Raw genomic sequence first — 19,016 nt, forward strand, 5'->3', positions numbered from 1 at the left:
TAAGGAGGTTACTGATGGCTATAAATATTATCTTGGCCAGTCACGGCTTGTTTGCTCAGGAAGCATTAAAGTCGGCTGAAATGATTATTGGACTGCCGCAAAAAAATGTTGCAGTTTTATCTGTTACTAAAGGTAAAACTTATGAAGAAAGTCTTGAGGAAATTCAAACTAAATTAAAGGCGCTCAACGAAAAAAATACGGAAACTCTTATCTTAGTTGATATTTTTGGTGGTACCCCTGCTAATGTATCTACGTATTTAACTTTGACAAATGAAAATGTCTTAGTTTATTCGGGGCTAAATATGCCAGTTTTACTGGAACTATGCTTAAGCAATCCTGAAAATTTAGCAGAAGCCAAGAAGATTATTGAAAGAACATATCCGCAAGCGTTAGTGAATATTACTGAAAAAGCAAAAGAAGGAGAGAAGCAAAATGCCAATCAAGTGGACTCGTATTGATGACAGATTAATTCACGGTCAGGTTGCCAGTTCCTGGCTGCGTCATGTTGGTGCTGAGCAAATTATATGCATCAGTGATAGGGCAGCTAGTAACCCAGTGCAAGAGCAAGTGTTGAAAATGGCTGCTCCTGGTTATATCGTGCATGTTTTTGGAGTTGATAAATTTATTCGAGTTTACAAGAAAAATCCTATAAAAAAGACCACCTTTTTAATATTGACCAGTACCCTTGATTTATTGCACTTAATCGAAGGCGGGGTTGACATTAAGTCAGTTAATTTTGGTGGTATGAGAGAGCGTAAAGAACGTACAATTCGCTACAACAATGACCTGTGCTTTACTCCAGAAGAAAAGGATGCACTAGATAAATTGGTTGACTCAGGACTCGAAATAAACTTTCAAATGGCAGCTTATGATGCGCCTACACCAATCAAAGAATATATTGAACAAGTGCAAGGAAAGAACTAATGAAAATAGACTACGCAGAAGCATATGTTTTAGATGATGGTCAAACAGAAGTAGATATTAAGACAGATGAACAAAATTTACCTGATTATGAATTATATTGGACTCTGGATAATGATAAATATACTAAAGAAAAAAAGTATTTGTTAACCAGTAATAAAACTCAGGTCTGTTTTCAATTTTCTTACTCAACTGTTAGGCCAACTTATTTCATTCTGAATTTTAAGAAGCACGAGCCCTTATTATTTGGCTATCGCATACTGCCCGTTCCGGGGATGTATAATCTGCGTGATATTGGTGGCTACCGCACAAGTGACGGCATGAGAATCAAATGGGGGCAAGTTTATCGCTCTGATTATTTGCACAATCTAGAACCTTCGGGCTATACTTTTGTTAAAAATTTGGGGTTACGCTCAATAATTGATTTTCGGGGTGCAATTGAAGTTAAAGATACGCCTAATCCTGTTATTGATCCTGCAATTCATACTTTTAATTTTGATCCTAATGCAGAAACAGCTGCTATCGCTGGCAGAGCCCAAAACTTAGATACCGGTAAAGATATGAAAGAAAGGGCTAAAGAAGCGTTGGCTAAAGGAGAAACTGGTAATGATCAAATGATCAGACAACAAGAATCCTTTGTCGATAGTCCTGCAAGCATAGAGGCTTTTAGTAACACCATTAAAGTTACAGCTCAAAGTAAGTATTTACCCAGCTTGCAACATTGCCGTGGCGGTAAAGACAGAACCGGTTTTGGCTTCATGGTCCTGGAAGGAATTCTGGGCGTACCAGCAGAATTACTGGTTTATGATTATATGCTAACTAAACGAGCACGTGTTAAGAAGAATGCTCGTTATTATCAAAAATTTTTGCAACAAACTGGTAATAAAGAAGTTGCAGATTATATGTATGCCCTTTTTGACACCAGAGAAGAATTTATTACTGCTTCAATTACCAAAATAACACGCGAATACGGCACAATTTATCAGTATGCAACTGACAAGTTGGATCTGACTGAAGCAGAATATTTGAGTTTACGCAAGTCATTATTAGAAAAAGCATAAGTTTTAAGTTAAAGTAAGTATTAATATTGTCTTAAAAAGGAAGACGGCAAAACAATGTTGAATTTAACTTACCGTGAAATTGAATTGTTAAATCTTTTTTTAAACAATGATTTACTTACTATTTCTGAATTAAAAAAGAAAAGCGGGATTTCTGCGCGAACGTTAAATACAGAATTTGAGCAGATTAATAAGGCTTTACGTAATAACGGTCATGATGTCAAAATTATCAATCAAAGAGCTAAAGGATATTTGCTTGATTATTCTTTAGCAGAAAGTGACTGGTTGAAATTATTAAAGGAAAATTGTTCTGAATATTTAAATCTCAAGTTTAATTACTTGTTTCGTAATAAGTTACGTATTGCCAAAATTTGCAGATTTCTGTGTGCGAGTCCAAACTACATCAAAATCGACCAGCTGGCGAGCAAATTAAATTTTAGTACCGCGACTATTAATAAGGATATGCGTGATGTGAAAAAATTTTTAAGTATTTATAATTTAAAAGTGAAGTCTGTTCCATACTATGGCATGAAAGTAGTAGGTAAAACGGGTGCAGTTCGTTCATGCTTGATAGATTTATTTGATGTCTATAGTTTTGAACAAAAAGATGCTTTGCTACCAGAATATGCTTTTACTGAATATGGCGTTACTAAAACTGAATTATTAAATAAAAGTCAGACTTTACTCCAATTAATTCATGAATATGATTTTCCTTTAACGGATAATGGCTTCAAGCAAGTAACAAAATATCTGCTGATTTATAAATTACGGCCAGATATTAGTTTAAAGATTAGTCATAATCTTAAAGCTGAATTGATGCATGCTAAGGCGTTTATAATTGCAGCAAAATTAATTAAAAATAATATCCAGGAAGAACTATACTTAGCCGTTTTTTTATTAATTAATTCTGAAATTGATCAAATTCCTGATTTGAATAAATTAAGAACCTGGTCACAGCAAGTACAGGTACAAGTTGAACAAGTTTGTGCTGCTTTAAAAGAGCAAATGTCACTATGCATTAATAAAGATTCTGATATTGCTGCATACATTTATCGCAGTTTCTTTATCAGATACCTTAAGAAAAAATATGACTTTGTTTGCTTCAACCTAGAACTGGCAACTGAAAAGGTTGCTCGCAAAATTTTTGCAACAAGTTCTTTAACCGTTGCTTTATATAATTCTTGCGCTGATTATAATAAAAAAGAGTTAAATGACAGCCTGTTTAACGATATAGTTCTGGGCTTATACAGTAAGATTCATCAAAAACAAAACAGTTACTTTCCCACTAACTTCTTGGTTGTAAACGACTATGGTAAATTAGCCAGTGAACACTTAATAGATAAACTTGATTTAAATAAATATAATGCAAATTATACTTTTGTTTATTCTTATGAATTGGAAAATATTGATTATTCAAAATACGATTATTTATTAGTTTCCTCAAAGACTAAACAAGGTTATAAAAATATAAATATTCCCAAAATAACTTTTTCCTTTTTTTCAGATGATGGGCTAAAAATGGCTCTGTGGCAAAGAATACTGTCCACTAAACGAACAATTGGTTCAATTGTCAATTATTTTAAACGGCCAGTGATAATTAAAATAGATGCTTTAAAAGGAAAAATTCAGGACATAGTAGCTAATCATTTGATTAACCAACTAGGCATCCCTCAAGCACATAAAAACAATTTTGTTAGTTATGTTGCAGCTTTAATAACAAATGAAGGCTACCATGCCTACCCTTATAATATGTACCTCACTCTTCTGGGTCCTCATGAAATTAAGAAACGTTATTTTGTTTTTAAATTTAAGCAGCCTGTATATATAAATTATCATAAGGTCTTTAATTTACAGATTATAATTCTGGACCCCAGTAAAGGATTATTGGAAATTAAAAACGGTGATTCTGAACTGCAACTATACTTTAATATAGTTAGTAATGACCAGATTATGAGATGAATATCTTGTGGGAAGATAATTTTTGCTCTTAAAATAATTTGCTTTAAATATATAATCAGTTCTCTCAAACTGAATTTATCCGGTTTGAGAGTTTTTCTGTGGGCATTAATTGTGCTAGTACTCATATATTAAACTGCATCAACTAATATTTACTATTGAAGAAAATAAAAAATCCCAGCACCGACTACCTACCAGAGCTGAGATAAATCTTATTTTAACGGAAAAAAGAAATTATTACCATATTTATTAATAATTTGGCAATAAAATCATGAAATTAGCTATTTATCGCCATCCATAATCGTATTTTTAACAATTACATAATCAACCAACTTAATTGAACTAAGGTCTTTGCCACCAGCGTAAGAAATCGAAGATTGCAAATCTTCCTGCATTTCTCTTAACGTGTCGGCAATGTGACCACGGTAGGGAACGAGCATTTGTTTACCTTCAACGTTGCGATAGGCCCCTTTTTGCACTTCAGAAGCTGAACCCCAATATTGTTTGTAAGTTTTGCCATTAATTTTGATCACATTGCCTGGAGACTCCTCATGTCCCGCAAGCATGGAACCAATCATGACCATGGTAGCGCCAAAACGAATTGACTTTGCTATATCGCCGTTATAGCGGATACCGCCATCTGCAATCAATGGCTTGCTGGCTACTTTACTACACATTCTTAAAGCAGCTAGTTGCCAGCCACCAGTACCAAAACCAGTTTTAAGTTTGGTGATACATGCACGGCCAGGTCCAACACCCACCTTAGTGGCATCGGCTCCTGCACCTTCTAATTCACGTACAGCTTCTGGGGTTGCGATATTACCTGCTGTTAAGAAAGTATCAGGTAATTTTTCTTTAATGTATTTGATCATATCAATGACATAGATAGAATGACCGTGGGCAACATCAATTGTGATATATTCAGGTTTGATATTTTCATTAACTAATTGGTCGATAAAATCATATTCGCCTTTTTTGATACCGACAGATATTGAAGCAAATAACCCTTTTTCATGCATCATTTTGATAAAATTAAGACGCTTCTCAGGCTGAAAGCGGTGCATGACGTAGTAGTAGCCATTTTGAGCCAGCCAGACTGCCAAGTCATCGTTAATGACACTTTCCATGTTTGCGGGTACTACAGGTATTTTAAATGTTCGGTTTCCAAACTTTACACTCGTATCAGCATCATGACGGCTTTTGATAATTCCCTTGTTGGGCACAAGCTGGATGTCGTCATAATCAAAGGCTTCCATACTGAAATAATTACTCATAAATAAATCGGCTCCTAGAATAAATAATCTTTGCAAACGAAGTAACTATAATCAAAAATACTTTTTTTGTCAACAGAAAAATCGAACTATTAAAAATCTGGCTCCTATAATAATTCGCATTTAAATTTGACTAAATGTAGGCAAATTGCTAGACTATTTACGTGATATTTGTAGAAATTTAATGAGGTGAATAAAAATGACAGCAGTTGCAGTTGTTGGTAGTCAATGGGGCGACGAAGGAAAGGGCAAAATCACTGACTTTTTGAGTAATGAAGCAGCGTATACTGTACGCTCAAACGGTGGTAATAATGCTGGTCATACTATTGAAATTAATGGTCAAGATTTTAAGATGCGCTTGATTCCGTCAGGCATTTTTGCGTCAAAAGAAGGTGCCGTAATCGGTAATGGCGTGGTCATTAACCCTGAAGTTTTATTTAGTGAATTAAAAAATCTTGAAGAAAAAGGCATAGACACCAGTAAATTAAAGATTTCTAATCGTGCTCACATCATTATGCCTTACCATATCAAGCAAGATGAATACCAAGAAGAAGCAAAGGGCGATCAAAAAATCGGTACTACTAAAAACGGTATTGGTCCAGCATACATGGACAAAGCTTCCAGAATTGGTATTCGCGTTTGTGATTTACTTGAAAAAGACACTTTTGAAGCAAAATTACGCGCTAATTTAGAGCAAAAAAACGAAGTATTTACCAAAATTTACGGCAAGCCGGCACTGAAATTTGAAGATATTTTTGCCAAATATTATGAATACGGCCAAAAAATGAAAAAATATGTTACAGATACTTCAGTGTTAGTTAACGATGCCCTAGATAATGATGAAAAAGTCCTGTTTGAAGGGGCACAGGGAATTATGCTTGATATAGATGAAGGGACTTATCCTTTTGTTACCTCATCGAACACCATTTCCGGCGGTATTGCCAGTGGTATTGGCGTTGGTGCGAACCGATTAAAAACTGTTATTGGCGTCTGCAAAGCTTATACTACTCGTGTTGGTGCTGGTCCTTTTCCAACTGAATTATTAGATGAAACTGGTGACCGTATTCGTGAAACTGCTCATGAATATGGTACGGTTACCGGCCGTCCTCGTCGCGTAGGTTGGTTTGATTCAGTCGCTTTACGTCATGCCAAACGCGTAGCTGGTATTAACGGCTTAAGTCTAAACTTACTTGATATTTTCAGCGGCTTTGACACTATTAAAATTGCAACTGCTTATGAACTCGATGGTCAAAAGATTGACTATTATCCTGCCAGCCTGAAAGAACTAGACCGGTGTAAGCCTGTTTATGAGGAATTACCTGCCTGGAAAGAAGATATCACGGGTGCTAAAAGTTGGTCTGACTTGCCGGAAAATGCACAGAAGTTTTTAAACCGTGTTTCAGAGCTTGTTGGTATTCCCCTTGTTACTGTTTCAGTAGGACCTGATCGTGAACAAACAATCGTGTTACAGAATCCATGGGAAATGTAATTTATGTTAGAACGTTATACTCGCCCTGAAATGGGCAAAATATGGTCGGATGAAAATAAATATGAAGCATGGTTAAAGGTAGAAATAGCAGCCACTAATGCCTGGAGTGAATTAGGTGAAGTACCAAAAGCAGATGCTGCTAAAATTGCCCAAAATGCCAGTTTTACGCCTGAACGGGTGGCTGAATTAGAGCAGATAACGCACCATGATGTGGTGGCTTTTACCCGTACTGTTTCCGAAAGTCTGGGTCCAGAGAAAAAGTGGGTGCACTTTGGTTTAACTTCGACTGATGTGGTTGATACGGCGCAGGGTTATATTTTAAAACAGGCTGATGCAATTATTCGGCAAGATTTGCAAGATTTAAAAAAGACGATTGCTGAAAAAGCACGTAAATATAAAAATACGGTGGAAATGGGGCGCACGCATGGTGTGCAAGCTGAGCCCACTACTTTTGGCCTGAAGCTCGCCCGCTGGTATGCGGAAATTAAGCGTGATATTGAACGCTTCGAGCATGCTGCTAAGGGGGTAGAATCAGGGAAAATTTCTGGTGCCGTTGGGACTTTTGCCAATGTGCCACCGGCTGTTGAAACCAGTGTTTTAAAGCAATTAGGCTTAACTCAGCAGCCAATTACCAGCCAGGTCTTGCCACGCGATTTACACGCTGAATATATTGCAACTTTGGCTTTAATAGCTACCAGTATTGAGAACTGGGCCACCGAAATTAGAAGTTTGCAACGCTCTGAAATTCACGAAGTGGAGGAGCACTTCCGTGCGGGACAAAAGGGCTCGTCGGCAATGCCTCATAAACGCAACCCTATTGGCTCAGAAAATCTTTGCGGAATGGCGCGGGTTCTACGGGGTCATATTATTACTGCTTATGAAGATGTATCACTGTGGCATGAGCGCGATATTTCCCATTCCAGTGCCGAAAGAGTGATTCTGCCAGACACAACAATTGGTATTGATTATATGCTTGATCGCTTTAACCGTATTTTGACAAATCTAGATGTTTTTCCAGAAACAATGCTTAAGAACATGGATAAAACTTATGGCCTGATTTACTCACAACGCTTGCTGTTAAAGCTTATTGATGAGGCTGGTCTTTCTCGTGAAGATGCTTATGATATGGTCCAAAAGCTAACTAACAAGTCTTGGAATGAGGGAATTTCCTTTAGAAGATTAGTTGAAGATAGTCGAATTATGAATTACCTTTCTGAAGATGATGTAGCCGATGCCTTTGACTATCATTACCATTTGCGACATATTGATGAAATCTTTAAAAAAGTCGGTTTGGAATAATTAATAAATAAAAGTTCACTTGAATGTGAGCTTTTTTTATACTCAAAAATTAAATTTTGGATAAGTCCAGTTTAATGTAAGCGGTTATGTGATAAGCTGAGCTTGTTAACAATAAAATGAAATTGAAGTAAAACTATAGGAATCAAGACAATTAAGGAGCTCGGTTTGATGATTGATCTTTTATCAGCTTCAAAATGTCTTACCGGTGTTATTGAAGGCGACTCTGTACCGCAGAAATTTATTCCTGAAATGGTTGATCTTTATCGTTCAGGCAAGTTTCCACTTGCTAAAATGGTTAAGTTTTATCAACCAGAGGAAATTAATGAAGCCATCAAGGATTCTGTAAATGGCAGTACGATAAAACCAATTATTGTTTTTGATGAAAAATATAAATAGTTTTAAAAATTATTATTGTGAAAGAAAGGTAAACATATGATAGTTAATGATCATACATATTATGATGCAAGCTATGATGTAGTAGTTTTAGGTTTTGGTGGAGCCGGAGCAACTGCGGCTCGCTTTGCGGCTGATAGTGGTGCTAAAGTGCTAATAGTTGACTCTGCTCCAGAAGGTCACGAAGGTGGTAATACAAGGTATGCTGCTGAACTTGTAGGTTATAGCAGCAGTGAAGAAGATTATCGCGCTTATTATGAGCATTTGGCTCAGCACTTTAATATTGACCCTGAAATAGAAGACACAGTTGTTCATGGCATTACACACATGAAAGAATATTTTAGAAAATATCTGGATGTTAATGAACCTGTTAGCTACAAAACTATTTTAGGATTGCCGGATGATGCAGTAATTGCCGATCACCCTGATTTACCTGGTGCTAAAAGCTATGACATGATCACAATGGAAAAGGGTATTTTTAACGCTTCATTGTGGAATATTTTACGGCAAAAAGTACTCGATCGCAGTGATAAAATTGATGTTTGGTATTCTGCACCTGTTAAGCATATCTTGCAAACTCCTGGTAAAAAAGTTGTCGGAGCTCAAATTGAGCGGGATCATGTTTTATTAAACGTTTACGCTAAAAATGGTGTAGTGTTAACCACTGGTGGTATCGAAAATAATCCGCAAATGATTCAGGATTACATTGGTTCACACAAGTTAGTGCCACTGGGTTCACTTTATAATAAAGGTAAGGGTATTGACCTGGCCCACGAAGCAGGTGCGGATATGTGGCATATGTCAATGTATGCGGCCGGTGGAATGCAACAAGCTTTTGCTTTTTATGAACCTGGGATGAAGCGTGCACCATTTTATATGGGTAACCCGGTCTTCTATACAGGCAGTATTTTTACGGTTGGCGATGACGGCACACGCTACTTTAAGGAAGATCAAGGAGCACGTGAAGGCTATGTAGAAAATCATGGTTCATGGTATAAACCATTGAATCCAATTCACCCTTACTTTGTCTTTGATCAAAAGCAATATGACAAAATCAGTGAAATTGATACTTTCCCTGATAATAAAGCACTTAATTCCGTTCTTAAAGCTGATTCTGTTTCTGAATTAGCAGAAAAGATGGGAGTTGCTGCGGATAAACTGCAAAGTACAATTGACGAATTTAACTTCTTTGCCGAAAAGAAGCATGATTATGCTTATCATCGTGCTCCTGCTACTTTAAGTGCATTTTCTGAAGAGGGTCCGTATTATGCAATTCCATTGGTACAGACTATTGGCTGGTCTGAAGCTGGTCCTAGAAGAAATGCTCGTGCTGAAATTCTTGATCCAGAGCACAAACCAATTCCTCATTTATATGGTGCCGGGGAGCTGGGCAGTAATATGTCTAACTTATATCAAGGTGGGTCCGATCTTGCGGACTGCTTGATTTTCGGTAAGATTGCGGGCCAAAATGCAGCTCATCCTAAAGATGATGTAGCAGAAGTCAATGTACCTTCTCCTAAGCATGAAAAACTATTAAAGCCACGGCCACTTGCTTCTGATATTAAGAAAGAAGAATATCCAACTGGTCCTGAAGAATATATTGGTAAATCTACTAAAGGGATGGGAGATGAAATTGTTGTCAGGGTAACAGCTGATAAGCAAAAGAATCTCAAAAACATCGAAGTTCTGAAACAAGCTGAATCCGATGACTATGGTCAAAAGGCAATTAATGAATTACCAGCAAAAATGGTTAATGCAAATACAGTTGATGTCGATGCAATTTCTGGTGCCTCTAATACCACTAGAGGATTAAAAGACGCTGTCAGGGATGCATTAAGTAAAATTAAATAAATAGTTGTTTGGAATTTAGAAGGGTTTGAAAAACCCCGGCTTCTCTTAGAACAATTAAAAGGCATTGAATAATAAAATGATATGACCCCCAAATTTGTCCTAAATTTGGGGGTCATATCAAAACTCAGTGCCTTTTTCATACTTGTCCTTGTTGTTCTCTACCACATAAATTTCTTAAGATTATTCAAATCGGTTATCGTTAAATTACCTATACCTTTTAGTCTCGTTTTATCAATTCTCAGCTGATACCGTTTATTACAGTCTATCCACGATTCCTTGTAAAGGCCCGACTTTTGCCAATCGGTAATTTTAGCATACTTTGCGCGAATACTTTTTGACTTACTTTGATATTTACTAGTAATTTTAAATACATAATAAAATTCATCATCCTGCTCAATGTATAAAACTGGCCGACTTTTTCCGTTTGGTACATCTTCGTATTCAAGGTATGTTATAAAAATATCGCCCAAATTCATTAACTGGTCTCCTTAATCTGCGAAAAAGTCAGCTATTTCTTTGGAGGTTTCAACCTTTTGTGCAGGAATTTTACGACTAGCTGCAATAATTTCATCTTTTAGATGGTCATAATCGTCAACTGAAAATGCTACGGGTAGTTTACCTTTGTCCGCAATCTGTGTAAGCATCATTGAAATTACATCATTAGGTTTAAGACCAATTTTTCTAATAACTAGTTCTGCAGTATCCGCTATTTGTTTGTCTATATTAACAGAATATCTTTTAGTAACAATCTTAGTTGCCATAATTTGCCTCCCGAAATTACTTTGTTACATAAATAATATCATAAAAGTACCTAAAATAGCATATTTTAGGTACTTTTTGCAAATTTTAGCCTAAAAATTGTCTTAAATAAAATACTATACTAAAACTGACTTTGAATTTTTTCTTTTCTTCTGAACCAAAAAAATATACCACTTGGTTTCTTAAGATTACCACTTAGTTAAAAAGGCTAGATTTTATATTAAAATTAGCGTTTAATTAAATCATCAAGTGATGAAGGGCAGGTGAGAAGCGTGAAAATAAAAATAGAGCTGGATCCGGATCTGGATAATGATGAAACTAGTGTAACTATCCGTGCTAAAGCTGTGACACCAGAAGTTGAACAAATTTACCGTCAACTTCAAGGTATTAGCAGCCATCCTGATCAAATTGAATGTAAAAAAGACAACGTGTCCTATTACTTGAGTATGAACGAAATTTTATTTTTTGAAACAGAAGATAAACAAGTGATTGCACATACTGCGAGGGATGCTTTTACAGTAGATTACAAACTCTATGAATTAGAAAATTTATTAAACAATCAATTCATGCGGGTCTCTAAGTCAACAATTTTAAATTTAAATCAAATTTATGCGTTAACACGCTCGATTTCTAACTGTAAAATTAATTTTCGCGATTCTTATAAAACTGTCTATGTTTCACGTCATTACTACCATAACTTAAATGATAGGTTAAACGAGAGAAGGTCATCATAATGAGAAAAAATAAAATTAGAGAAATATTTTGGGGGATAGCATTAGTGGCTGCTGCTATTTTCTTGGTAATGAACCAGCTACACTTATTTTCTTTTCACTTGAAAGTAAGTATGATTATTTGGACTATTGTGTTTGGAGCGGCTTTAATTGAAAGTCTAGCAGATAGAAGCTTGTTTGGTACGACTTTTTCTATTGCTTTTCTCTTAATTGTTTACGCTGAACCATTGCATATTACCAAAATTGTTCCATGGACAGTATTGATTGCTGCATTGCTGATTTATATAGGTTTGACATTAATTTTTAGAAAAAGCTGGTTTTTAGGAGGAAACTACTTTAAACATAAATTTAATCCTAGGGATTACTATGATGATTTGTCAGACTTTGATAAAAGTTATAAAACGACTGATAATAATACCATTAATGACAGTAAAGATTATACAACTGATGGCGATACCATTAATGACAGTAAAGACCATACTGATGGTGAAGATATAGTAATAAATCAGAAGCTGTCATCAGTTTCACGCTATGTTCATTCACAAAATTTACGTAGTGTCATAATTAATTCTTCATTAGGTGAAGTTGAAGTCTACCTTGATCAGGCTAAGGCTGCTGGCGATGTAGTGACAGTAGATATTAACGGTACCATGGGTGAGATTGAAATTTACGTTCCAACTTCATGGAAAGTCAACAGTGATAACTTAAACCTAGCTCTGGGAGAATTAGATATTAATGACGAATCTACCGGTGGCGGTCCTACGTTAATGTTAACAGGCCATTTCAGCATGGGTGATGTGGAAGTTAATTATGTATAGAAATAAAATAGTTACTTTAAAGTAGCTACTTGACTATACCTATTGTGTTATAAAAAAGTTCTCTCGGTAATTCAATGTGAACCCTAAAATTAGGACACTTTATTAGTTAATAAATGTGGACTAACTGCCGCTATTCAATCGGAGTTAGTCCTTTTAGTTTGGACTTGATTCTTTGCGGGTTGTGATACTCAATGCAGTCTTTGATTGTTTATTCCAGCTCAGTGAAATTTTCAGTATCTAAAAATGACCACTTGGTCTTTTGAAACTACCTCTTAGTATATAAACATATATTTTAAAGCAAAATTATGATTAGATTAAAACTAAATCGTAATAAAAATTTTTTAGAACAAAAAGAAGTCTTATTGTTTCTATGAAATGAGGTCATTTTAGCAAAAATTAGCTTAAATATAAATTAAGGGGTAAAAATATGTTAAATAAAAAAGCTTATCTAGCTTCACGGCTGGCATGTGGGCTGGGCAATTCACTGTATGGCATGGTATTTATTTGGTGGCTTCAAAATCAGACAAAGAGTTCATCGATAGTTGGTATTTGTATTGCAATATTCTCGGTTACAGCTGCATTGTCTATCTTTTATGGACCTATAATTGATAGGCAGTCCTATAAAAAAGTTAGTATTTATTCTATGCTCATCCAAGTAATTTTGTTATTTGGGTTAACATACGTTATTCTTTTTTCTCCATATAATTATTTACTGGCAAAATGAAAGCAAGCGTACTTTCAATTTGTGATGAATTTTTTAGTCCTGCTGATCGTGCAATTTTAAGTGAAGCAATTTTAAATGAAGATGAAATGACAAAAATAATCTCTAAAGTTAATATTGTTGATCAATTGGTTAATATTGGAGGAACAGCACTTTCTGGAGCGCTGCTCGTATTCTTGTTAAGTGGACAAATAATGCTGGTCTGTTCTTTCCTTAGTTTAATAGGATTAATTTTTTTAAATATTGCTTTAAGAAAAATTCCTGATAGTGCCAATCATTTATCAAACAAGAAGAGTCAAAAAGGATCTGTTGTAGCTTCATATGTATATAGCATAACTAGTGGATATCAATATATCAGAAAAAACAAGTTCTTAAGGCGCTACTTATGGGCTGGAGTTTTATACTCATTTGCTCAGCCAGCGCTAATGTTAGTGCTGCCTCGTGTTGCCCAAGAAGCCGGTAATGCTTCATTATACGGTACGTTTTATATTATGATCTTACTGGGGATAATTTTGGGTGCGATGATTGCTGGCAAAATGAAAGCAAGAATAAAAACTATTGGTTTAGTCTGGCTTTTAAGCTCTATTCCAATAGGGCTAATGTTGCTTTTTAAATCAAATCTAATTGCTTTTTGTATTTTGCTCTTCTTGTTTGGACCAGTAACGAGTATTCATAACGTTCTGGCAGAATCAATTATTCAAACTACTACTCCAGATGATTACTTGGCCAGAGTTTTCACGACCATAAGAACAACTGCATATATTGGTGGGCCAATTTCTTCTGTTTTAGCGGGTTTATTACTTGATCATACAGGCGATGATGTAATTATATTGATCAGTTCACTTCTGATATTAATTGGTGGGATTAATATCTTACTCATAAAAGATGCATAATATTAAATCTCCGCTAATGATGTCTTCTGTACTAAGCATTTCAATAAATTTAGGAAAAATATAATAGTAAAATAGCATTTATCATCAGTTTCGTGCTACGTCATTCACATAATTTACGCAGTATAACAATTAATTATTTTTTGAATGAAGTTGGAACTTATTATCTTTAATTTAGGAGGAAAAAATGGTTACTTTAAAACAATTACATGATTATGTCAAAGAAAATTATGAAGCCGGAAACTATAAAGAAGCTGAAAAAGCATATAAAAAATGGCATGGTACCAATGACTATAGCTATCATACAGCAAAAACTGCTATGAAAAAGAGTTCTCCCAGTGATTATCAAATGGGTTGTGAACAAGCCAAAAAGGACTATGCAGAGAGTCATTCTTTTAAGGCTTTTCCTAAAAAAGGTGTTAACTTAGTTAATCGTGTTACCCAGAATAAAGCAATTGAAATAGAACGCTATATTGACGGCTACAATGATGCCAAGGCCAAAATTTTACAGTCGAAAAAATAACTTTTCTAAAAATTCAAAGTACCAGGCTAGAAGTGCCTGGTACTTTTTATTTCAATTAGACTTTAAATTGTAAAAATTGGATGTTTTATTTACAGCTGGTAGCGGTAAAAATAATAGGGGATATTCCAACCTTGTGAATCAGCTGCAACTAAATCATCATTAATTAAATATTTGGGCAGTAATGCAGTTGCCTGGCCTTTTTTGACCAGCTCTAAAATCATTTCCAGTGAGTCGATTTCAGTGACGCTGTTTTTATTCTGCGTTAATTTGAGAGTCAAGTTACGAAACGGACAATTTATGTCTGCGTTTATGGCAACTGGTACTTTGCCGGCTGTTTTTTTATTGCCTTTTAAAAAGCAGGCTTCTAAATGACTTTTTTTGATTAGCGAATATTTGGGTAGAGTAATAGGGGTAAAAGTCCAGACCATGTCATATGCATGCTTAGTTATTAATTCTTGAATTTCATTGGTATTTTTAATGATAATGTCATAGTGCTCAAATGAAAATGGTGCTTTTTTGGTAATAATATAGCCAAAAAGCAACTCAGAAATGAGGACTTTGGGCTTGTTAATAGACAAATCCTCTTTCAGGTTTTGGTAGTTTTGTAAAACTTTAGTGGCGAAATCATGCATTTTTTGTCCGTTTTTGGTTGGTTTGACTCCTAAATTAGAACGCACAAAAAGGGGCGTATTCAATTCTTGCTCCAGTGCTTTGAGCCTGGCTGTAATATTGGATTGGGTGTAGCCTAATTTCAGTGCTGCTTTGTTAAGCGATCTAGTTTCATAAATTGTTTGGTAAATATGTAAGTCGTTGAAATTCATGTTGCTCCATATCATTAAAAGTGATAACTCTATTATAAACTTGGATTATGCAAGGCTATTTTATCTTAATATACTAATTTTGTAATCTAAAAGGAGGAACTTATTATGACTACAAAAATTGGTATTAACGGCTTTGGCCGCATTGGCCGACTTACTTTACGGCGAATATATGAAGTGGCCAGTGATGATATCGAAATTGTCGCAATCAATGATTTGACTTCACCAGCTATGTTAGCACATTTATTGAAGTATGATACCGCGCATGGCCAATTTCATCATGAAGTGACTGCTACCACTAATAGTATTGTAATTGACGGTAAAAATATTCCGGTTTATGCGAAAAAAAATGCTAGTCAAATTCCGTGGGTCAAAAATGATGGTGTCAAAATAGTGCTTGAATGTACCGGCTTTTACACTTCAACTGCAAAATCACAGGCTCATCTTGATGCCGGTGTTAAAAGAGTATTAATTTCTGCTCCTGCAGGTAACATGAAGACAATTGTCTACAGTGTAAATGATGATCAACTAAATGACTCTGATCAAATTATTTCTGCTGGCTCATGTACCACTAATTGCTTGGCACCATTAGCACAAGCAATGAACGATGAATTTGGCATTCAGGTAGGAATCATGTCTACCACTCATGCTTATACTGCTTCGCAAATGTTGCAGGATGGACCTGACCGTGGCGGCAATGTCCGTAATGCCCGTGCCGCAGTTGCTAATGTTATTCCCCATTCTACAGGAACAGCTAAAGCGATAGGACTAGTTATACCTGAATTAGACGGCAAACTTACAGGTATTGCTCAACGAGTCCCTGTTATTTCCGGTTCAATTACTGAACTAGCCGCTATTTTAAAGCAAAAAGTTACAGCTGAAGAGTTTAATGCCAAAATTAAAAAGCACACTGAAGGTAATCCTTCTTTTGGTTATAATGATGATCAGATTGTATCATCAGATATTATTGGTACTGAGTACGGCTCGGTCTTTGATCCGACTCTGACTCAGGTTGAAACTGGTGATGACGGTGCACAATTAGTTAAGGGTTACGCCTGGTATGATAATGAATCCGGCTTTGTAGCTCAAATGATTAGAACACTGCAAAAAGTTGCCCAATTAGGTTAATTATCAATATAACTTATATTTTTACAATTAAAAACTGTTTATCATCAATAAAAAAATGGTTCTGCCAAGTGCAGAATCATTTTTTGTGTCTTTAAAATATGCTAGTCGCTTTTTATCCATGGCGCTGTGAGCATTTGACTAACAGTTTGCTTAATATTATTGCTTTGAGCAATCATTGAGATTACTGCAGCACCAGCTGCCTTAGTTTTAGCGATTGCCTCTAAATCGTTAACAGTTATCCCGCCAATAGCAACAATTGGCCGAGTAGCATTTTTGACCAGTTGGCTTAAGCCGGCAATACCAATTTCGGGGTCGGCATCACTTTTAGACTGGGTGGCATAAATTGGGCCACTGCCATAATAATCAATTCCGCTAATTTTATTGGCTTGTTCAACTTGCGTTGAATTCGAACAGGAATAGCCGATAATCATTTGCTCGCCAACTTCTTTAATAACCTGTTTTATTTCTTCATCACTTTGACCAACATGGACGCCTTCGGCATGAACTTGTTGGGCGAGCTGAACATCATCGTCAATAAAGAAGGGCACGTGATACGCATAACACAATTGATGCAGCTTTTGCGCCATAGGTAGTCTCTCAGCTTCACTTAAAGTTGAATTAGGACCCTTGTCCCGAAACTGAAAAGCCGTGATGCCAGCAGCAAGTGCTTCTGCGACTATACCAGGTAGTGTTTTACCTTTGGGCACGTCTTGACTGCCACAAATAAAGTAAGCATGTAAAAAATCAGTGTTAAAGTTTTGCATTATTTCTCCTAAATTACTTTGCCCAATGATTTAAAGGACCGTGACCATGACCAACTTGAATAGTTTCTTTAATAGTCTTGGTAACGTATTTCTTAGCGATTGTAATTGCTGCAGGTAAACTTTGTCCTAAAGCTAGCTGCGCCGTAATTGCTGCAGCTAAAGTATCACCGGTGCCGTGAGTGCGTTTAGTATGTACTCTGGAACTGCTGACCCAAAGATCAGTACCATCGGCAAATAAAGCATAATCTTTTACTTCTGCGCTATTAGTGTGCCCACCTTTAATTAGTACATTTTTAACACCCATGTTTTGTAGTTTATGGGCTAATTCAGGAAATTGACTTTGATTTTGTACCTTGATGCCAGTTAAAGTTTCTGCTTCTGGTAAGTTAGGTGTGATTAGATCGGCTAAAGGCAGTAGTTCATTTTTAACGGTGGCAACAGCATCTTGACTTAATAATGGAGCCCCACCCTTAGCAATCATCACGGGATCTATGGTAACAGGGCCAAAGTCATACTTTTGCAGGTTAAGTGCAACTTGGTGAACATGAGCTGCATCGCCCAACATTCCCGTTTTACAAGCACGAATATGAAAATCTTCTGCTAGAGATGCGAATTGGGCGTCAACCATTTCCAGTGGCAGTAAAAAAGATTTTTGGACGCCCAAAGTGTTTTGTGCTGTCACTGCTACTACAACAGCTGTTCCAAATACCTTTTGCATTTGAAAAGTTTTTAGGTCAGCCATGATCCCGGCACCACCACCTGAATCTGTTCCGGCAATAGTTAAAACCTGGGGAAAAGAATTAATTTTTTCTGTCATCATGAAGGTCCTTAATCAAAATCAGCAATTTGCTTAATATCAGCGACTGTTACTTTGTACAAATAATCCATGAGATACATGCCAAAAGTACCTGGTCCAACACCGGGATGATCTTGGACAACCATTTGCCCTGCACAACTGAAAACTAAAGCACCTATTTGAGCCGCTTCAAACGGATCATCAGTGACTGCGGTAAAAGCTGTGACAATACTGGACAACATATCACCTGAGCCCACATGAGTTTTAAAAAGTGGTGAGCCGTTGTGAACATGAGCCAGTCTTTTACCATCACTAATTGTATCTGTAGGACCGCTGGCAATGACCGTACAATGATATTTCTGAGCAGTTTTCATAGCAATATCATCAATATTACCAGAGCCGGAACCTGCATCGATGCCCTTTGAATTCCAGTTGAAGTCACCTAGTGCAGCGATTTCACCAATGTTGCCGCGAATAATACTGGTATGAAAATCCCATAAAAGCTTATCTGCGATTTTGTAGCGATATTCGACTGCACCAACCGCAACAGGATCAAACACTATCGGCTTATTGTATTGGCGTGCTAAATCTTCCACTTTTTTAATATGATTGATTTGCTCTTTAGTTAAACAGCCAATATTAACTGCCACCGCGGAAGCCATTCGCACTATTTCTTCAGCTTCAGCGACTTCATTGCTCATAATTGGCGAAGCACCAATAGCATTGACAGCATTGGCCACGTCTTGAACTGTCACAAAATTGGCGATGTTAAAAATAACCGGATTTTGCGCTCGTAATTTATCTAATAAGTCTAACTGCATTTTATTACT

Annotated in this window: 22 protein-coding genes; 14 read left to right on the plus strand and 8 right to left on the minus strand. The window is 36.2% G+C overall.

Annotated elements, in window-relative coordinates; all coding sequences use genetic code 11:
* Positions 1-14 precede the first annotated feature (14 nt).
* Genes ACFQ32_RS03435 through ACFQ32_RS03450 form a run of 4 tightly spaced genes read left to right on the plus strand, consistent with a single transcriptional unit; the run spans position 15 to position 3,938 of the window.
* A complete protein-coding gene (locus ACFQ32_RS03435; protein WP_046325672.1) occupies positions 15-458 on the plus strand; it encodes a PTS sugar transporter subunit IIA in 444 nt (147 codons plus the stop codon).
* Positions 433-924: a PTS system mannose/fructose/N-acetylgalactosamine-transporter subunit IIB gene (locus ACFQ32_RS03440; protein ID WP_046325671.1), complete on the plus strand. Its 492-nt coding sequence runs from the start codon at positions 433-435 to the stop codon at positions 922-924. Before ACFQ32_RS03435 ends, ACFQ32_RS03440 begins: the two co-directional genes overlap by 26 nt.
* Entirely contained in the window at positions 924-1,982 is a 1,059-nt protein-coding gene (locus ACFQ32_RS03445) for a tyrosine-protein phosphatase (protein WP_046325670.1), read from the plus strand. The genes ACFQ32_RS03440 and ACFQ32_RS03445 overlap by 1 nt, the downstream gene beginning before the upstream one ends.
* 54 nt (positions 1,983-2,036) lie before the next feature.
* Positions 2,037-3,938: a helix-turn-helix domain-containing protein gene (locus ACFQ32_RS03450; RefSeq protein ID WP_046325669.1), complete on the plus strand. Its 1,902-nt coding sequence runs from the start codon at positions 2,037-2,039 to the stop codon at positions 3,936-3,938.
* 278 nt (positions 3,939-4,216) lie between these two features.
* On the opposite strand, the gene ACFQ32_RS03455 is transcribed toward ACFQ32_RS03450, so the two are convergent.
* Complete coding sequence (locus tag ACFQ32_RS03455; protein ID WP_046325668.1) at positions 4,217-5,209, minus strand: GMP reductase; 993 nt, start codon at positions 5,207-5,209, stop codon at positions 4,217-4,219.
* 196 nt (positions 5,210-5,405) lie between these two features.
* Between ACFQ32_RS03455 and ACFQ32_RS03460 the strand changes: the two genes are divergently transcribed.
* From ACFQ32_RS03460 to ACFQ32_RS03475, 4 genes are all read left to right on the plus strand, one after another.
* Positions 5,406-6,695, plus strand: a complete 1,290-nt coding sequence (locus tag ACFQ32_RS03460; RefSeq protein WP_046325667.1) for an adenylosuccinate synthase — start codon at positions 5,406-5,408, stop codon at positions 6,693-6,695.
* Positions 6,696-6,698: 3 nt separating this feature from the next.
* The gene (gene purB, locus ACFQ32_RS03465; protein ID WP_046325666.1) at positions 6,699-7,994 is read left to right on the plus strand and encodes an adenylosuccinate lyase; all 1,296 of its coding nucleotides are present in this window, start codon (positions 6,699-6,701) and stop codon (positions 7,992-7,994) included.
* Between the two features lie 168 nt (positions 7,995-8,162).
* Positions 8,163-8,390, plus strand: coding sequence for an aryl-alcohol dehydrogenase (locus ACFQ32_RS03470; RefSeq protein WP_046325665.1), 228 nt, complete (start codon positions 8,163-8,165; stop codon positions 8,388-8,390).
* Positions 8,391-8,426: 36 nt separating this feature from the next.
* The gene (locus ACFQ32_RS03475; protein WP_046325664.1) at positions 8,427-10,238 is read left to right on the plus strand and encodes an FAD-binding protein; all 1,812 of its coding nucleotides are present in this window, start codon (positions 8,427-8,429) and stop codon (positions 10,236-10,238) included.
* Positions 10,239-10,396: 158 nt separating this feature from the next.
* Here ACFQ32_RS03475 and ACFQ32_RS03480 read toward each other — a convergent pair whose 3' ends face one another.
* Positions 10,397-10,714 carry a hypothetical protein gene (locus ACFQ32_RS03480; RefSeq protein ID WP_046325663.1) on the minus strand — a complete coding sequence of 106 codons (318 nt, stop codon included), beginning with the start codon at positions 10,712-10,714 and terminating at the stop codon, positions 10,397-10,399.
* 12 nt (positions 10,715-10,726) lie between these two features.
* Positions 10,727-10,999 carry a type II toxin-antitoxin system RelB/DinJ family antitoxin gene (locus tag ACFQ32_RS03485; RefSeq protein WP_046325662.1) on the minus strand — a complete coding sequence of 91 codons (273 nt, stop codon included), beginning with the start codon at positions 10,997-10,999 and terminating at the stop codon, positions 10,727-10,729.
* Between the two features lie 270 nt (positions 11,000-11,269).
* Between ACFQ32_RS03485 and ACFQ32_RS03490 the strand changes: the two genes are divergently transcribed.
* Positions 11,270-11,731, plus strand: coding sequence for a LytTR family DNA-binding domain-containing protein (locus tag ACFQ32_RS03490; protein WP_046325661.1), 462 nt, complete (start codon positions 11,270-11,272; stop codon positions 11,729-11,731).
* Entirely contained in the window at positions 11,731-12,546 is an 816-nt protein-coding gene (locus ACFQ32_RS03495; RefSeq protein WP_046325660.1) for a LiaF transmembrane domain-containing protein, read from the plus strand. Before ACFQ32_RS03490 ends, ACFQ32_RS03495 begins: the two co-directional genes overlap by 1 nt.
* Positions 12,547-12,676: 130 nt before the next feature.
* On the opposite strand, the gene ACFQ32_RS03500 is transcribed toward ACFQ32_RS03495, so the two are convergent.
* Positions 12,677-12,751: an IS3 family transposase gene (locus ACFQ32_RS03500; RefSeq protein WP_379907010.1), complete on the minus strand. Its 75-nt coding sequence runs from the start codon at positions 12,749-12,751 to the stop codon at positions 12,677-12,679.
* Positions 12,752-12,973: 222 nt separating this feature from the next.
* Between ACFQ32_RS03500 and ACFQ32_RS03505 the strand changes: the two genes are divergently transcribed.
* The 3 genes from ACFQ32_RS03505 (at position 12,974) to ACFQ32_RS03515 (ending at position 14,680) form a co-directional block, all read left to right on the plus strand.
* A complete protein-coding gene (locus ACFQ32_RS03505) occupies positions 12,974-13,270 on the plus strand; it encodes a hypothetical protein (protein ID WP_244885267.1) in 297 nt (98 codons plus the stop codon).
* Positions 13,267-14,160: an MFS transporter gene (locus ACFQ32_RS03510; RefSeq protein WP_244885266.1), complete on the plus strand. Its 894-nt coding sequence runs from the start codon at positions 13,267-13,269 to the stop codon at positions 14,158-14,160. The genes ACFQ32_RS03505 and ACFQ32_RS03510 overlap by 4 nt, the downstream gene beginning before the upstream one ends.
* A 184-nt stretch (positions 14,161-14,344) precedes the next feature.
* On the plus strand, positions 14,345-14,680 hold the full coding sequence (locus ACFQ32_RS03515; RefSeq protein WP_046325659.1) for a hypothetical protein: 336 nt from the start codon (positions 14,345-14,347) through the stop codon (positions 14,678-14,680).
* Positions 14,681-14,769: 89 nt separating this feature from the next.
* On the opposite strand, the gene ACFQ32_RS03520 is transcribed toward ACFQ32_RS03515, so the two are convergent.
* The gene (locus ACFQ32_RS03520) at positions 14,770-15,501 is read right to left on the minus strand and encodes a LysR family transcriptional regulator (protein ID WP_052724677.1); all 732 of its coding nucleotides are present in this window, start codon (positions 15,499-15,501) and stop codon (positions 14,770-14,772) included.
* Positions 15,502-15,606: 105 nt separating this feature from the next.
* Here ACFQ32_RS03520 and gap point away from each other — a divergent pair, with 105 nt between their 5' ends.
* On the plus strand, positions 15,607-16,626 hold the full coding sequence (gene gap, locus ACFQ32_RS03525; RefSeq protein WP_046325658.1) for a type I glyceraldehyde-3-phosphate dehydrogenase: 1,020 nt from the start codon (positions 15,607-15,609) through the stop codon (positions 16,624-16,626).
* 101 nt (positions 16,627-16,727) lie between these two features.
* On the opposite strand, the gene thiE is transcribed toward gap, so the two are convergent.
* Genes thiE through thiM form a run of 3 tightly spaced genes read right to left on the minus strand, consistent with a single transcriptional unit; the run spans position 16,728 to position 19,007 of the window.
* Positions 16,728-17,393, minus strand: a complete 666-nt coding sequence (gene thiE, locus ACFQ32_RS03530) for a thiamine phosphate synthase (RefSeq protein WP_379907012.1) — start codon at positions 17,391-17,393, stop codon at positions 16,728-16,730.
* A gap of 10 nt (positions 17,394-17,403) precedes the next feature.
* Positions 17,404-18,207 (minus strand): bifunctional hydroxymethylpyrimidine kinase/phosphomethylpyrimidine kinase, encoded by an 804-nt coding sequence (thiD, locus tag ACFQ32_RS03535; protein WP_046325780.1) that lies wholly within the window; start codon positions 18,205-18,207, stop codon positions 17,404-17,406.
* Between the two features lie 11 nt (positions 18,208-18,218).
* Positions 18,219-19,007 (minus strand): hydroxyethylthiazole kinase, encoded by a 789-nt coding sequence (thiM, locus tag ACFQ32_RS03540; protein WP_046325656.1) that lies wholly within the window; start codon positions 19,005-19,007, stop codon positions 18,219-18,221.
* Positions 19,008-19,016 lie beyond the last annotated feature (9 nt).

It is taken from the genome of Lactobacillus melliventris (assembly GCF_042679465.1).
In the GTDB taxonomy this organism is placed as follows: domain Bacteria; phylum Bacillota; class Bacilli; order Lactobacillales; family Lactobacillaceae; genus Lactobacillus; species Lactobacillus melliventris.

What these genes read in the sequence shown, in the direction of transcription:
- ACFQ32_RS03470 (WP_046325665.1), top strand. Translation starts at nt 8,163, where the DNA reads ATGATTGATCTTTTATCAGCTTCAAAATGTCTTACCGGTGTTATTGAA.
- ACFQ32_RS03505 (WP_244885267.1), top strand. Translation starts at nt 12,974, where the DNA reads ATGTTAAATAAAAAAGCTTATCTAGCTTCACGGCTGGCATGTGGGCTG.
- ACFQ32_RS03450 (WP_046325669.1), top strand. Translation starts at nt 2,037, where the DNA reads ATGTTGAATTTAACTTACCGTGAAATTGAATTGTTAAATCTTTTTTTA.
- gap (WP_046325658.1), top strand. Translation starts at nt 15,607, where the DNA reads ATGACTACAAAAATTGGTATTAACGGCTTTGGCCGCATTGGCCGACTT.
- purB (WP_046325666.1), top strand. Translation starts at nt 6,699, where the DNA reads ATGTTAGAACGTTATACTCGCCCTGAAATGGGCAAAATATGGTCGGAT.
- ACFQ32_RS03435 (WP_046325672.1), top strand. Translation starts at nt 15, where the DNA reads ATGGCTATAAATATTATCTTGGCCAGTCACGGCTTGTTTGCTCAGGAA.
- ACFQ32_RS03460 (WP_046325667.1), top strand. Translation starts at nt 5,406, where the DNA reads ATGACAGCAGTTGCAGTTGTTGGTAGTCAATGGGGCGACGAAGGAAAG.
- ACFQ32_RS03440 (WP_046325671.1), top strand. Translation starts at nt 433, where the DNA reads ATGCCAATCAAGTGGACTCGTATTGATGACAGATTAATTCACGGTCAG.
- ACFQ32_RS03510 (WP_244885266.1), top strand. Translation starts at nt 13,267, where the DNA reads ATGAAAGCAAGCGTACTTTCAATTTGTGATGAATTTTTTAGTCCTGCT.
- ACFQ32_RS03475 (WP_046325664.1), top strand. Translation starts at nt 8,427, where the DNA reads ATGATAGTTAATGATCATACATATTATGATGCAAGCTATGATGTAGTA.
- ACFQ32_RS03445 (WP_046325670.1), top strand. Translation starts at nt 924, where the DNA reads ATGAAAATAGACTACGCAGAAGCATATGTTTTAGATGATGGTCAAACA.
- ACFQ32_RS03515 (WP_046325659.1), top strand. Translation starts at nt 14,345, where the DNA reads ATGGTTACTTTAAAACAATTACATGATTATGTCAAAGAAAATTATGAA.
- ACFQ32_RS03485 (WP_046325662.1), bottom strand. Translation starts at nt 10,999, where the DNA reads ATGGCAACTAAGATTGTTACTAAAAGATATTCTGTTAATATAGACAAA.
- thiD (WP_046325780.1), bottom strand. Translation starts at nt 18,207, where the DNA reads ATGACAGAAAAAATTAATTCTTTTCCCCAGGTTTTAACTATTGCCGGA.
- ACFQ32_RS03520 (WP_052724677.1), bottom strand. Translation starts at nt 15,501, where the DNA reads ATGAATTTCAACGACTTACATATTTACCAAACAATTTATGAAACTAGA.
- ACFQ32_RS03455 (WP_046325668.1), bottom strand. Translation starts at nt 5,209, where the DNA reads ATGAGTAATTATTTCAGTATGGAAGCCTTTGATTATGACGACATCCAG.
- ACFQ32_RS03495 (WP_046325660.1), top strand. Translation starts at nt 11,731, where the DNA reads ATGAGAAAAAATAAAATTAGAGAAATATTTTGGGGGATAGCATTAGTG.
- ACFQ32_RS03480 (WP_046325663.1), bottom strand. Translation starts at nt 10,714, where the DNA reads ATGAATTTGGGCGATATTTTTATAACATACCTTGAATACGAAGATGTA.
- thiM (WP_046325656.1), bottom strand. Translation starts at nt 19,007, where the DNA reads ATGCAGTTAGACTTATTAGATAAATTACGAGCGCAAAATCCGGTTATT.